This window comes from Vibrio sp. B1FIG11 (genome assembly GCF_905175335.1).
GTDB lineage: Bacteria > Pseudomonadota > Gammaproteobacteria > Enterobacterales > Vibrionaceae > Vibrio > Vibrio campbellii.
Genome location: NZ_HG992751.1, coordinates 2,907,956 through 2,922,459, shown reverse-complemented (window position 1 = coordinate 2,922,459; position 14,504 = coordinate 2,907,956). Strand labels below are relative to the sequence as shown.

12 protein-coding genes are annotated in these 14,504 nt (G+C 44.7%); 4 read left to right on the top strand and 8 right to left on the bottom strand.

All coding sequences use genetic code 11. The annotated features are described in order from the left end of the window. Nucleotides 1–83: 83 nt before the first annotated feature. The gene (locus KHO06_RS13445) at nucleotides 84–1,472 is read right to left on the bottom strand and encodes a peptide MFS transporter (RefSeq protein WP_005425503.1); all 1,389 of its coding nucleotides are present in this window, start codon (nucleotides 1,470–1,472) and stop codon (nucleotides 84–86) included. Nucleotides 1,473–1,805: 333 nt separating this feature from the next. On the opposite strand from KHO06_RS13445, the gene rfaH reads away from it, so the two are divergent. Next, nucleotides 1,806–2,306 (top strand): transcription/translation regulatory transformer protein RfaH, encoded by a 501-nt coding sequence (gene rfaH, locus KHO06_RS13440; RefSeq protein WP_038892128.1) that lies wholly within the window; start codon nucleotides 1,806–1,808, stop codon nucleotides 2,304–2,306. A gap of 112 nt (nucleotides 2,307–2,418) precedes the next feature. Here the strand turns inward: rfaH and asnB are convergent, their stop codons facing one another. The 4 genes from asnB to nagA all read right to left on the bottom strand — a co-directional run bounded on the left by asnB (nucleotide 2,419) and on the right by nagA (nucleotide 8,337). Beyond that, entirely contained in the window at nucleotides 2,419–4,083 is a 1,665-nt protein-coding gene (gene asnB, locus KHO06_RS13435) for an asparagine synthase B (RefSeq protein ID WP_005425432.1), read from the bottom strand. 229 nt (nucleotides 4,084–4,312) lie between these two features. Continuing rightward, a complete protein-coding gene (locus tag KHO06_RS13430) occupies nucleotides 4,313–5,902 on the bottom strand; it encodes a cation:proton antiporter family protein (protein WP_045377661.1) in 1,590 nt (529 codons plus the stop codon). 81 nt (nucleotides 5,903–5,983) lie between these two features. Beyond that, nucleotides 5,984–7,198 (bottom strand): ROK family protein, encoded by a 1,215-nt coding sequence (locus KHO06_RS13425; protein ID WP_005425462.1) that lies wholly within the window; start codon nucleotides 7,196–7,198, stop codon nucleotides 5,984–5,986. A gap of 2 nt (nucleotides 7,199–7,200) precedes the next feature. Beyond that, entirely contained in the window at nucleotides 7,201–8,337 is a 1,137-nt protein-coding gene (nagA, locus tag KHO06_RS13420; protein ID WP_005425436.1) for an N-acetylglucosamine-6-phosphate deacetylase, read from the bottom strand. Between the two features lie 489 nt (nucleotides 8,338–8,826). On the opposite strand from nagA, the gene nagE reads away from it, so the two are divergent. Continuing rightward, a complete protein-coding gene (nagE, locus tag KHO06_RS13415) occupies nucleotides 8,827–10,401 on the top strand; it encodes an N-acetylglucosamine-specific PTS transporter subunit IIBC (protein ID WP_005425455.1) in 1,575 nt (524 codons plus the stop codon). A gap of 234 nt (nucleotides 10,402–10,635) precedes the next feature. Continuing rightward, complete coding sequence (gene glnS / locus KHO06_RS13410; protein WP_010643299.1) at nucleotides 10,636–12,306, top strand: glutamine--tRNA ligase; 1,671 nt, start codon at nucleotides 10,636–10,638, stop codon at nucleotides 12,304–12,306. A 130-nt stretch (nucleotides 12,307–12,436) separates the two neighbouring features. Here glnS and fcrX read toward each other — a convergent pair whose 3' ends face one another. After that, a complete protein-coding gene (fcrX, locus tag KHO06_RS13405) occupies nucleotides 12,437–12,886 on the bottom strand; it encodes a ferric iron uptake transcriptional regulator FcrX (RefSeq protein ID WP_010643296.1) in 450 nt (149 codons plus the stop codon). 199 nt (nucleotides 12,887–13,085) lie between these two features. On the opposite strand from fcrX, the gene KHO06_RS13400 reads away from it, so the two are divergent. Beyond that, nucleotides 13,086–13,589: a DUF4442 domain-containing protein gene (locus KHO06_RS13400; protein ID WP_038892119.1), complete on the top strand. Its 504-nt coding sequence runs from the start codon at nucleotides 13,086–13,088 to the stop codon at nucleotides 13,587–13,589. 57 nt (nucleotides 13,590–13,646) lie between these two features. Here KHO06_RS13400 and fldA read toward each other — a convergent pair whose 3' ends face one another. Together fldA and KHO06_RS13390 are read right to left on the bottom strand one after the other, a co-directional pair. Then, nucleotides 13,647–14,180, bottom strand: coding sequence for a flavodoxin FldA (gene fldA / locus KHO06_RS13395; protein ID WP_010643291.1), 534 nt, complete (start codon nucleotides 14,178–14,180; stop codon nucleotides 13,647–13,649). A gap of 49 nt (nucleotides 14,181–14,229) precedes the next feature. Further along, nucleotides 14,230–14,451, bottom strand: coding sequence for a DUF2788 domain-containing protein (locus KHO06_RS13390; RefSeq protein WP_005446406.1), 222 nt, complete (start codon nucleotides 14,449–14,451; stop codon nucleotides 14,230–14,232). Nucleotides 14,452–14,504 lie beyond the last annotated feature (53 nt).

Below are 14,504 nucleotides of genomic sequence, written 5' to 3'. Positions count from 1 at the left end.
CTGTATCTATCTCCAAGGTAGTTTGGGGTGTAGAAACAAAAAGGGTCGCGATTGCGACCCTTTGTTTTTATTTGCACTTTATATTAAGCAACTTGCGTTTGTTGCTCTTCAATTTGTTCTGCTGTGCTGTGAGTATTTTCAGCACCATGCATCCAACGAACTAGCGTGTTAGAGAACAACAATAGAATCACGCCAGAAATCGTCGCAGTTACCGCAATACCACTGAAGATTGCTAGTGCGCCTAGTTCACCTACGTGAGAGCCAACATAACCTGCAACGTAGTTTGCGATTGCGTTACAGCCGAACCATGCGCCCATCATAAGCGATGCAAGACGTAGCGGAGCTAGTTTAGTTACTAGAGATAGACCAATAGGAGATAGACACAGTTCACCAAGCGTATGGAAGAAGAACGCACCTACTAGCCATAGCATTGATGTTTTAACCGCAGTATCACCACCTTGCTCCATAACAGCACCAACCATACATAGGAAACCCAGTGCTAGGAAGAACATCGCTAGGGCAAATTTCATCGGTGAGTTAGGTTCACGTTTACCCAGTTTCACCCACAAAACGGCTAATACAGGTGCAAGAGTAATAATGAAGAACGGGTTTAGTGATTGGAACCACGCAGCAGGCACTTCGAAGCCACCGATCATACGATCTGTGTATTGCTGCGTGTAGATGTTCATTAGACCGCCAGCTTGTTCAAAGCCTGCCCAGAAAACGATGGTAAACAGGCTCATCACAAGGATAACTTTGATTCGATCCACTTCTTCTTTGGTTAGTGGCTCTTTCTTCGCAGATTTCTTAATTGCTAGGTCACGTTTTGCTGCTGGTACGCGGCCAATGTCACCTAACCAAGATTGCGCCATTGTCATTTGCATCACAAGGCTAACAAGCATACCAATACCGGCAGCAACGAAGCCTGCTTTCCAGCCAAATTCGTTCGTTACAGAGCCCGATACAACACCAGCCAGCAACGCACCTAGGTTGATACCCATGTAAAAGATAGTGAAAGCACCATCACGACGGTTATCGCCTTCATTGTATAGATCACCAACCATTGTAGAGATGTTTGGCTTGAATAGACCGTTACCACAGATAAGTAGAGCAAGACCTAGGTAGAAAGTGTGTAAAGAGCCAAGACCCAGAGCATCTGCTGGCATTGCTAGCGTAAATTGGCCAATAGCCATCAACGCGCCACCAATTAGAATAGAACGGCGTTGACCTAGGTAGTTATCCGCAAGGTAGCCACCAATAAGAGGGGTGATGTAGACAAGTCCAGTATAGATGCCGTATAGGTCTAGGGCATCTTTAGTCGACCAGCCAAGGCCACCGTTCATTGTTGTGTCAGTTAAATACAGTACTAGAATGGCGCGCATTGCGTAGTAAGAAAAGCGTTCCCAAAGTTCAGTACCGAACAATAAGAACAAGCCACGTGGGTGACCAAAGTATTGATGTTGGTTTGACATAAGCTCTTCTAATAGTAGTTATTACATTTTTTAACGAAATCTACGTATACATGGCAATTTCTTGTCTGACAAACAATAAAATTTCATGTGACGATTCATTTGCCTTATGAAATGCCTGCTCAGTGCTGAAATGACGGGGTTTTTGTCGGTGATTTGCTCGTGTTACAAACTTACTTTTCATTTTTGACTATAGACTTATTTTCTTAATGTTCTGAAAAGGTGTAAGTTTTAATCTTAATATTAAGCAGCCAATTAATAGGTTGCTTGAATGTCCATGACTCGTCTTTTGCTTAATGTTAGGATCGAGCAAAAATATAATTGGCTAGTAATAAAATGAAACGTTGGTATTTATTGTATTGTAAGCGAGGAGAGCAAGTTAGGGCGAAGCAGCACCTTGAAAACCAGGGTGTGGAGTGTTTTTACCCTACTGTCGAAGTCGAAAAGATCTTACGTGGTAAACGACAGAAAGTCGAAGAGCCACTGTTTCCTTGCTATGTGTTTGCCCGATTTGACTATGAAGAAGGCCCAAACTTCACATCAGTTCGCTCTACGCGAGGCGTGGTGGACTTTGTTCGCTTTGGTGCACAGCCGAAAGAGATACAGGGTGATCTGGTTTATGAGCTTAAGCAGCTGGATAAATGCATCGACGACCAGACCGATGCTGAGAACATGCCAAAACCTGGTGATCAAGTGCGGGTGAAGAGCGGGCAGTTTGCCGGTATTGATGCCATCTTCCAAGAACAAGATGGTGAGAAGCGCTCAATAATGTTGGTTCAGATGATCACCAAGCGTGTACCTGTCAGCATAGACAACAGCGATTTAGATTTAAAATAGCCTGATTCCATCAAATATAAAAAGAGGTGCGTAAGCACCTCTTTTTGATCGTATCTATTGTGTTTGCTTTAAAAGGGTTGGTGAAGCCAACCCTCTTTGAAACAACGAATAATTAATATGCGTCGTTGTGAACGGTCTGTACTGCACGACCTGACGGGTCAACACAGTTTTGGAATGACTCATCCCATTCAATCGCTTTCGCTGAAGAACATGCTACTGAAGGGCCACCAGGTACACATTCTGCTGCAGATGGTAGCGGGAACAACTCTTCAAAGATTTCGCGGTATACATAACCTTCTTTGGTTGTTGGTGTGTTGTAAGGGAAGCGGAATTGTGCCGTTTCCATTTGTTGATCCGTTACTTTCTGTTCTGCCACTTCTTTCAAAGTATCGATCCAGCTGTAACCAACACCATCAGAGAACTGCTCTTTCTGACGCCATGCGATTGATTCTGGTAGGTAGTGTTCGAAACACTCACGAAGAATGTGTTTTTCCATCTTACCGTTGCCACACATCTTATCTGCTGGGTTCAAGCGCATCGCAACATCAATAAACTCTTTATCTAGGAAAGGTACACGTCCTTCTACGCCCCATGCTGCTAGTGATTTGTTAGCACGTGCACAGTCAAACATGTTCAGAGCAAGCAACTTACGTACCGTCTCTTCGTGGAACTCTTTTGCGTTTGGCGCTTTGTGGAAGTACAGGTAACCACCAAAGATTTCATCTGCACCCTCACCAGACAGTACCATCTTGATGCCCATTGCTTTGATCTTACGACCCATTAGGAACATTGGTGTTGAAGCGCGGATAGTCGTTACGTCATACGTTTCAATGTGGTAAATCACATCGCGAATCGCGTCCAGACCTTCTTGAATCGTGTAGGTCATCTCGTGGTGAACCGTACCAATCTGGTCTGCAACTTCACGAGCGGCTTTCAAGTCTGGTGCACCTTCTAGGCCCACTGCGAATGAGTGCAGCTGTGGCCACCATGCTTCAGATTTCTCATCGTCTTCAATACGCATCGCTGCAAATCGTTTTGCAACTGCTGAAGTGATAGAAGAATCCAGGCCACCAGAAAGAAGCACACCGTATGGCACGTCAGTCATCAGTTGGCGTTTCACTGCAGCTTCTAGCGCTTCAGTCAATTCTTCTTTGCTTGTACTGTTGCCTTGTACTGCTGCGTACTCGTTCCAGTCGCGGATATAGTAGCGTTGAGGTTCTGCATCGGCACTGCCGTAGTGACAACCTGGAGGGAACTCACTCACGGTCTTACACACAGGTACAAGCGCTTTCATTTCTGACGCAACGTAGTAGTTACCGTGCTCATCGTAACCTTGGTAAAGCGGAATGATGCCAATGTGGTCACGGCCAACTAGGTATTCATCTTTATCTTCATCGTAAAGTACGAATGCAAAAATACCGTTTAGTTCTTCAAGAAGGTCAGCGCCCATGTCTTGGTATAGCGCTAGAATAACTTCACAGTCTGAATCGGTTTGGAATTCGTATTTGCCTTCATAGCGAGCACGAATCTCTTTGTGGTTGTAGATTTCACCATTTACCGCAAGGATGAGTTTTTTATCAGGGCTGTATAGTGGTTGGGCACCACTATTTAGACCAACGATCGCCAGACGCTCATGCGCTAGGATTGCGCGCTCTGATGAGTAAATACCAGACCAGTCTGGACCGCGGTGACGAAGCTTTTTCGACATCTCAAGTGCGATAGGGCGCAATGCCGCTGCATCGCTCTTAATGTCTAAAATGCCAAATACTGAACACATACAACATCCTTTTTAAACTAAACAATTTTTAATCGGTATAGGTTCAATTTGCCATTCTGAGTAAAAAAAGCAACGTTTGATGATTAAAAAAATGATAAAAAGCCTTGTTGATTAGATGGTATCTAAAAAATGTCTGATTTTGATGAATGAGATCAAGGTTTGGTTTAAAAAATGCACAAAAAAGCCCTCTGGTTAAAAGAGGGCTCTGAAAATATATCCACCTCGATGCTTATTTCATCGGTGTAAATTGAGGTTGAAGTTGATCGCAAACATGACGTGCAAAACCGCTACCAGCCTCACTATAGATGTTAAATGCAGCATCGACTCCTGTCTCTAATAAGCCTTCAAGCTGATCTGGGTATTCAGCAATCGCTGCAATTTGTCCTTTATAGTTTCGACTTTGTAACTGCTCCAATGCGGTTTGGTTACCTTGGTGATGTGGCATTGCGAGAAGCACCATTTTCACGTTAGCCGTGTCCAAAATACGCTCCCAAAAATCTGGGTCAGTCGCATCGCCAGAGATGACATTGCGGCCTTCAGAGCGATGCTTGTGTGCGGCCTCTTCACGGACTTCAACACCCAGTGAAATCTTGCCATAACGAGCGCGTAGTTCGTCGTAGGCGCCAGTGCCAATTCGTCCCATACCAAGGATCAGTACTTGAGCATGACCAGGATTGATGAGTTGGTCTCGTTGGTTCAGTTTCTCTGCTGCGGTTTCTTGTAGCCATTTACCAGAATGTTGGTAAATCTGATGGCCCAATCGGTTTAGCGGGGCAGAGATAATAAATGAGATAGACACAGCGACAGCAATTGCGGCCAACATGTCGCTCGGCATCCAACCCATCTTGTAAGCCAGACCACCAACAATCAGACCGAACTCACTGTAGTTGAAAAGCGATAGCGACGTCAGCAATGAAGTACGTACTCGGAACTTAAAGTGGTTGATGGTGAGGAAGTAGAGCAGCCCCTTGATAGGCAGCAGCAAGATAAATAGCAGCGCTAAGCCTACGCCGGTAAAACTCAATGAAGCTGATAAACCAATGTTAAGGAAGAAACAGACGAGGAATAGTTCCTTCATATTAAACAATGATTTGGATAGCTCGGACGCTTTACGATGCCCAGCCAATAGCATACCCAATATCAAAGCACCCAAATCTGGCTTCATGCCGACCAGTTCAAATAAGCCGGCACCGACCACGAGCGCGAAGAAGATACCAAACAGCACCAGCATCTCGCCATGACCAACTTTGTCTAGCAGCTTGTAGAACAATGGGCGGAGAAACGGCAAGGCAAATAATCCAATGGCGTACCATTCAGGAATCTTACCCGTGGAAGCGGTAAGGAATACTACGGCAAAGATATCCTGCATAACCAAGATACCAATGGCTAGTGTGCCGTAGGTGGCGTTCATCTCACCTTTCTCTTGCAGCGTTTTAACTGCAAATACGGTACTAGAGAAAGAGAGAGCGAAAGCGAGCAGTAGGATCTGACTGTGATCCATGGTGGCAAGGGATGAAAGCCCAAGCAGCTTCAGCCCAACGAGAACCAGCGCAAAGAAAAGAGTCGAGAGAATATTGTGCGCTGTAGCACCGCCCCAAATTTCTTTAGAAAGCAGCGTTTTTACATCCAGCTTTAAACCAATGGTGAAAAGCAGCAAGGTCACACCAAGGTCTGCGAGCGTGACAATGACGTCATTACTTTGGTAGCCAAACGCATGAAGGCCAAAACCTGCAAGTAGGAAACCGACCAAAGGGGGGAGGTTACATTTTAGAGCGATGAAGCCGGCGAGGAACGCCGTTGTAATTAGAATAATTTCCATACTGTTGAGCTATATTCCTGATATACAAAAACGGGCTGTGAAACCACAGCCCGAGATTGTAACTCAATTGGTTGTATAAACTTAGTCTTCTAGTAACTTTTGTAACAAAACTCCGTTCAACATAGCGCGCTTGATCATCGCAAATGCACCCATCGTTGGTTGCTTATCAATGTGAGAGGCAACAATTGGAAGTTCGTTATGGAAAGTCTTTAAAGATTGGTTTTCTACGTTGCGCTGGATTGCTGGGAACACAATTTCTTCCGCGGCAGTAATGTCACCAGCAATGACGATTTTTTGCGGGTTAAACAAGTTAATCGTGATTGCGATAGCTTTACCAAGTTGGTTACCTACGCGAACTAGGCTTTGTTTCGCCAGCTCGTCACCATTCATCGCATGAGTACAAACGTCATCAATGGTGATGTGTTCAAGCTGAGTAAGGCTTGATTCGTAACCTTGTGCAATCAGCTTTTTCACGCGTTGTACGATGGCAGGGTTGGCTGCAACCGTTTCTAGACAGCCAAAGTTACCGCATTGGCATTGCTCGCCAAGTGGGTCGATTTGGATGTGACCGATTTCACCGACGTTGCGGTTGAAACCAAGGAATACCTGACCGTTCACGATAATACCTGCACCAGTACCGCGGTGAACACTGACCAGAATCGAATCTTGGCAGTCTTGGCTCGCGCCAAAGTAGTGTTCAGCCAGTGCCATACCACGCACGTCGTTACCAACAAAACACGCGGTATTGAACTTTTCACGAATGATTTCGCCTAGAGCGAGGTTATCGATGTCTGTATTCGGCATGTACTCAACAACACCTGTGGTTGGGTTCACCAAACCAGGCAGTGTGATACCGATAGCGATAAGTTGGTCGATCTTGTCTTGGCAACGATTTACGAAGTCTTTCAGTAAATCAATCAATCCAGCAATCAAGTCAGCTTGGTTGCTGTAATGAAGCTCGTGTTGATCTTGTGCCAATGCTGTGCCGCCTAAGTCGTACAAGCAGAATTGCACGTAGTCACGACCTAATCGAACAGCGATAGAGTGGAAAGGTTTTACTTCAGTGGTCAACGAGATTGCTCGACGACCACCGGTAGAAGCTTGTTGCGCGACTTCTTTAATTAAGCCGCGCTCTAAAAGTTGGCGGGTTATTTTGGTAACACTCGCTGGGGCGAGCTGACTAACATCCGCGACTTGAATACGGGAGATTGGACCTTGTTGGTCAATCAGCCTGTATACCGCAGCGCTGTTAAGCTGTTTTACTAAATCTACATTACCAATCTGTCCGCCATTCATGCTTAATTTTGCTCGTATTGTCCGTTAACAACCGTCGCTTTTACATTGAAGTCACGATCGAAAACAGTAAGGTTTGCTACCATACCTTTTCGAACTCGGCCAAGACGGTCCTCAACACCGATTGCGGTTGCTGGGTACAGTGTAGCCATTCGTAGAGCTTCGTCTAAAGCGATGCCTGCGTGCTCAACTGTATTCTGAACTGCTTCGATCATAGTCAGAGCTGAGCCGCCTAGTGTGCCATTTTCATCAACACACTTACCATCTCGGTAATATACTTTCTTACCGACAAAAATAAAGTGATCAATGTTAGCACCTGCTGGAGCTGTGGCATCCGTCACCAAAACAAGCTTTTCGCCCTTGATTTTATGAGCAATTCGAATGTTTGCGTAATCAACGTGGAAACCGTCTGCAATGATACCAGCGTAAACTTCTGGGGTGTCGTAAATCGCACCAACCACACCTGGTTCACGACCAACCATTGGCGTCATCGCATTGAATAGGTGAGTGGCAAATGTGATACCTGCTTCGAAACCTTGACGTGCTTCTGCGTATGTTGCGTTGGTGTGACCGATAGAAACTACGATGCCAGCCGCTTTCAAACGAGAGATATGCTCAGGATCATTTTGTTCTGGTGCTAGCGTTACTTTTGCAATGATGTCTGCGTTTGCGCAAATCAGATCAATCATACCGTCGTCAGAAGGGCGGATGAAGTCAACGCTGTGAATACCTTTTTTCGCTACGTTTAGGTACGGACCTTCAAGATGCAAACCTAGCGATTGGTTTTGGTATTTGTTGTGGTACTCACGAGCTGCAGCAATCGAAGCGCGCATGTCTTCGTCTGAAGATGTGATTAGAGTCGGTAGGAAGCTTGTACAACCAGATTTAAGGTTTGCTTCATGCATGATTTGCATTGTTTCTGGTGTGATTTCGTCGTTAAGCATCACACCGCCACAGCCGTTTAGCTGTAGGTCGATAAAACCAGGGCTTAGGTTAGCACCGTCCAGATCTTTTACTTCAATACCTTCTGGTAGTTGAGTCACTGGCACAACTGATTGAATCTGGTCATTGTCGATGATGACAGCATGATCGGTAAGAACATCACTACCGGTATAGATTTTACAGTTACTTAGCGCGTACATAGTCAGCTAGTCCTTATAGATGAGAATTCATTTTCTGTTCCGTTATCTAACTGGCGACTCCATGAGTCGGGCTGGTACTTAGTTTGTATCACTGAATTAGATAACGAGTCACATACAGCAAGTCGCGTTTTATCGATGTCATTATCAGAGTAACTAACTGAAAAATAATAAATGAATTAGTTTTTATGATTGTTTTCCAGAGCAAAGTTACTGCGAATCATCTGTAGAGATACCAAAATAACACTGATTCTGTCTTGCATAAAGTCCGAGAATCTTATCTCTAAAACGCCATTTTTTCGTATAATAAAATAAGTTTTATGATCTCGCTAGCAAAAACCTTCTGAATGACCAATTTCTGGTGATTATGATCACAAACAATGAGGTTTTAATTTGCGGAGCAAAATTAATATCATAAACTGGTAGCGACTAAATTGAACGACTGAAATAAGTCATTCAACAAAACATAAAATCCTATAGGGGGAACTTAAGGTGAATATTCTTGGATACGCGCAGAAGTTAGGTAAAGCTCTTATGCTTCCTATCGCAACGCTTCCAGTTGCAGCGCTTTTACTACGTTTGGGTCAGCCTGACCTGTTAGACATCGCGTTTATGGCATCTGCTGGTAACGCAATCTTTAGTCAACTACCACTGCTATTCGGTCTAGGTATCGCGATCGGTCTTTCTAAAGACGGTCAAGGTGCTGCAGGTCTAGCAGGTGCAGTTGCTTACTTCGTACTTACTGCAACAGCAGCAACAATCGATGCAAGCGTTAACATGTCATTCTTCGGCGGTATCATTGCAGGTATCATCGCTGGTCACTCTTACAACGCTTTCCATGCTACTCGTCTTCCTGAGTGGTTGGCATTCTTCTCTGGCAAACGTCTAGTACCAATCATGGCGGGTCTATTCTCGCTAGTAGCTGGTGCAATTGCTGGTGTTGTATGGCCAACAATCCAAGGCGGTCTTGACGCACTAGCACACGCAGTTTCTACTTCTGGTGCTATCGGTCAATTCGTATACGGTACGCTTAACCGTGCACTTATCCCTGTAGGTCTACACCACGTACTAAACTCGTACTTCTGGTTCGGTATGGGTACGTGTCAAGAAGTTCTAGTTTCTGGCGCAACTGCTGCTGGTCAAGCGCTTCCTGCACTACAACAGCTTTGTGTTGACCCAGCTCTAGCTAAGACTCTTGTTGCTGGTCAAACTCACACATTCGAATTCGCTAACTCTGTAACTCCAGAAATCACTGCAACAGTTAAAGAAGTAACTGAAACTCTGAAATCTGGTGACCTACACCGCTTCTTCGGCGGCGATAAGAGCGCTGGTGTATTCATGAACGGTTTCTTCCCTGTGATGATGTTCGGTCTACCAGGTGCGGCACTTGCTATGTACCTAGCAGCACCAGTTGAGAAGCGCAGCCAAGTTGGTGGTGCACTATTCTCAGTAGCATTCTGTTCATTCCTAACAGGTATCACTGAGCCTCTAGAGTTCATGTTCGTATTCCTAGCACCTGCTCTATACGCAATCCACGCAGTATTTACAGGTCTGTCTCTAGTAATTGCAAACATGCTTGGTACGCTACACGGCTTTGGTTTCTCTGCAGGTCTAATCGACTTCGTACTGAACTACGGTCTAGCAACTAAGCCACTAGTACTGTTCGCAGTAGGTTTAGGCTTCGGTGCTCTATATTTCTTCACATTCAGCTTCGCAATCCGCGCTTTCAACCTGAAATCGCCAGGTCGTGAAGACGACGATAACGAAGCTGCAGCTGCTCCAGCTGGTGATGCAGCAAAAGGTGACCTAGCTCGTCAATACCTGAAAGCGCTAGGTGGTCACGATAACCTAACTTCAATCGACGCGTGTATCACTCGTCTACGTCTAACGCTTAAAGACCGCTCTGTTGCTGACGAAGCAGTACTTAAGAAACTAGGCGCGAAAGGTGTGGTTAAGCTTGGCGAAAACAACCTTCAAGTTATCCTGGGTCCTCTTGCAGAAATCGTTGCTGGTGAAATGAAAGCAATCGGTGCAGGTGAAGACCTATCAGATGTAAAACTGCCTTAATTACATCTTAATGACTCTCTATAAAGACCTCCTTCGGGAGGTCTTTTTTTGTTTGTGCAGATTTAATATGCTGTGCTTTCAAGCGAAGAAGAGAAATATTGCCGTTTTAACGACGGTTCTTGTTGTCTAATCGCTAAGAATTGTGGATCATTAGGAACAATGCACTCTGTAAACCGAGTACGGTTACGGAGTACTGTTTTCTCTGACAATACTAATATTTTTGAGGTGCTATAGATGAGTGAAGCTGATGCTCGTCCATCAAACTTTATTCGCCAGATCATTGATAAAGATCTAGCGGATGGTAAACACACTAGCGTGCATACTCGATTCCCGCCGGAGCCGAATGGCTACCTGCACATCGGTCATGCTAAGTCTATCTGTTTGAACTTCGGTATTGCTCAGGACTACCAGGGCCAATGTAACTTACGTTTCGACGATACAAACCCTGAAAAAGAAGACATCGAATACGTTGAGTCTATCAAGAAAGATGTAAACTGGTTGGGCTTCGAGTGGGATGGTGAAGTATGTTACTCATCAAACTACTTCGACAAGCTTTACGAATATGCAATTGAATTGATTAATAAAGGCTTAGCGTACGTTGATGAGCTAAGTCCTGAGCAGATTCGTGAATACCGCGGTACGTTAACGGCTCCGGGTAAACCAAGCCCATACCGTGATCGCCCAATCGAAGAAAACCTAGCGCTATTTGAAAAAATGCGTGCGGGTGAGTTCGAAGAAGGTAAAGCGTGTCTTCGTGCGAAGATCGACATGGGTTCTTCATTCATGGTTATGCGTGACCCAGTTATCTACCGTGTACGTTTCGCGACTCACCACCAGACTGGTGATAAGTGGTGCATTTACCCAATGTACGACTTCACACACTGTATCTCTGATGCGCTAGAAGGCATTACGCACTCTATCTGTACTCTAGAGTTCATGGATAACCGTCGTCTGTACGACTGGGTTCTAGATAACATCACAATTGATTGTCGTCCACACCAGTACGAATTCAGCCGCCTAAATCTTGAATACACAGTGATGTCTAAGCGTAAGCTAAACCAACTAGTAACTGAGAAATTGGTTGATGGTTGGGATGACCCACGTATGCCAACCGTATCTGGTCTGCGTCGTCGTGGCTTCACATCTGCATCTATTCGTGAGTTCTGTAAGCGTATCGGCGTAACGAAGCAAGAGAACATGATTGAGTTCGGTTCACTAGAATCTTGTATTCGTGATGATCTAAACGAAAATGCACCGCGTGCGATGGCTGTTCTAGATCCTGTTAAGATTGTTATCGAGAACTTTGAAGAAGGTGCGGTAGAGACGCTAACGGTTGCTAACCATCCAAACAAACCTGAAATGGGTGAGCGTGAAGTGCCATTCACTCGTGAAGTTTGGATCGAGCGCGAAGACTTCCGTGAAGAAGCAAACAAGAAATACAAGCGTCTTGTTCTAGGTAAAGAAGTACGTCTACGTGGCGCATACGTGATTAAGGCTGAACGCATCGAGAAAGACGCAGAAGGTAACATCACGACAATCTTCTGTACTTACGATGCTGACACGCTAGGTAAGAACCCAGCAGATGGCCGTAAAGTGAAAGGTGTAATTCACTGGGTTTCAGCAGACAAAGCTCTGCCTGCAGAAATTCGTCTGTACGATCGTTTGTTCACAGTACCAAACCCAGCGGCTGCGGATGACTTTGCTGCGACAATCAACCCAGAATCACTAGTGATTCTAAACGGTTTTGTTGAGCCAAGCCTAGCAGCATCAGAAGCTGAAAAAGGTTACCAATTTGAGCGTATGGGTTACTTCTGTGCAGATTCGAAAGACTCTTCAGCGGATAAGCTAGTATTCAACCGTACTGTTGGTCTACGTGATACTTGGGCGAAAATCGAGAACCAATAATCTCAATACCTCGCTAACAAAAATGCCAGCATCATTGCTGGCATTTTTTATGGCTAGTCTGATTTGTTCAGACAATAAAAACGCCAGCCGAGGCTGACGTTTTAGAGTAAAAGCGATAAGAGTCGGACTCTTATTTTGCTGGCTTGTGAGCGTCAGGGTTTGTCTTACATGAACCGTCGCTACATTTACCGTATAGGTACAAGCTGTGGTTAGTAAGCGTAACATTGTACTTAGCCGCAATTTCTTTTTGACGTTCTTCGATCACGTCGTCTGAAAACTCAATCACTTCACCACAATCTAGACACACAAGGTGATCGTGGTGATGTTGAGTTGACAGTTCAAATACTGATTTACCGCCTTCGAAATGGTGACGAGTAACAATACCAGCATCATCGAATTGGTTTAGTACACGATAAACGGTTGCTAGTCCGATCTCTTCACCTAGATCAATTAGCTTTTTGTACAAATCTTCAGCACTGATGTGCTGGCAGTCTGGCTGCTGAAGTACTTCTAGAATTTTTAGCCTTGGAAGGGTTACTTTTAGACCCGCATCCTTCAGCGCCTGATTATTGTCTGACATATACTTTCCCGTTGGATCATCTGCAGCGATTTAACAGAATATAATATTCCTATCATTATAGGCGAAGCGTACTGAACATTAAACCACGAACTTCAAAGGGTTAATAGATTCTTTTTGTAAATTGGAAACAGGTCGATTATATTACAGATCAGACCAGTTACATATTGATAACATTGGAACGCAACGACTACGGACAGTTATGAATAAGCGACTTGCTAAGATATATAAACCAGGAATTGTGAAGTTTTCGCTGAATATTTGGCCGCCATTCTGGGGGGCTGGTATTAAAATCTTACATATTTCTGAAGACTTTCGAACGGTGAAAGTTCGTTTGAAACTGCGCTGGTGGAATAAAAACGCCAATCGAACTCAGTATGGAGGAAGTATTTTCTCTCTCACTGACCCAATTTACTCTTTGATGTTGATGGGCATTCTTCGCGAGGAATACTACGTTTGGGATAAAGAGGCGAGTATCAACTTCATTAAGCCCGGGCAGAGTGATTTGTTTGCGGAGTTTGAGGTGACAGATGGCATGCTAGATGAAATCTATCAAATGACTCGTAATGGTGAGAAGTGCTTCCCTGAATTCATTACTCACGTAAAAGACAAAGAGGGTAATGTTGTTTCGGAAGTGCAGCGCAAATTGTACGTGAGGAAGAAACCTCAGTACCGAGAAGAAGAAATTGCGACAGAAATCTCTTAGTCCCTGTTTAGATACAAAAAGACCTCCACGAAGGAGGTCTTTTTTATGAATGCTTACTTAGCCTTCAAGCTCAGCTAGGCACATCTCTTCGTAGACTTGCTTAACCCAGTTTTCTACGCGCTCGTCAGTCAGTTCTGGTTGACGGTCTTCGTCGATACACAGACCAACGAATTGGCTGTCGTCACCTTCTACTAGAGCTTTAGATGCTTCGAACTCGTAACTTTCAGTCGAAGTGTGGCCTAGGATAGTACCGCCTTTCGCTTCAACGATGTCACGTACTGTGCCCATTGCGTCACAGAAGTACTCTGCGTAATCTTCTTGGTCACCACAACCGAAAATAGCAACTAGCTTCGTAGAGAAATCGATTTGCTCAAGTTCTGGGAAGAAATCATCCCAATCACATTGTGCTTCACCGTAGTACCAAGTCGGGATACCTAGAAGTAGAAGATCAAAGTTATCAATGTCTTCTTTGCTGCTTTTTGCGATGTCTTGAACGTGAACTAGTTGTTTACCTAGTTGCTTTTGAATCATCTTTGCAACGGCTTCAGTATTACCTGTGTCGCTACCGAAGAAGATACCTACACTTGCCATAGAGTCTATACCTTTACATTGTTTGTTACTGGCGATGGGGGAGCAGAGCTTAACCTAGCCCTGTGCCTTCCCAACTGAGCTGAATCAGACCTTTGGCGATGAAACCAGCACAGCCAAGGAAAAGAACCAACCACACAATACGACGACCAAAAACAGGTACATTGCCTTGCTTTAGTACATCTTTTATCGCCATCCCAATGAAGAAGAAGATAGCAGCAAAAAGAAGATCGAGCCCGATCGACTCGAGCATGTCCATATAGTCGTATAGCATTGTCGTCCTTCATGCCAAAAATTCTTGTGCGCACTATACCACTGTTAAACGGT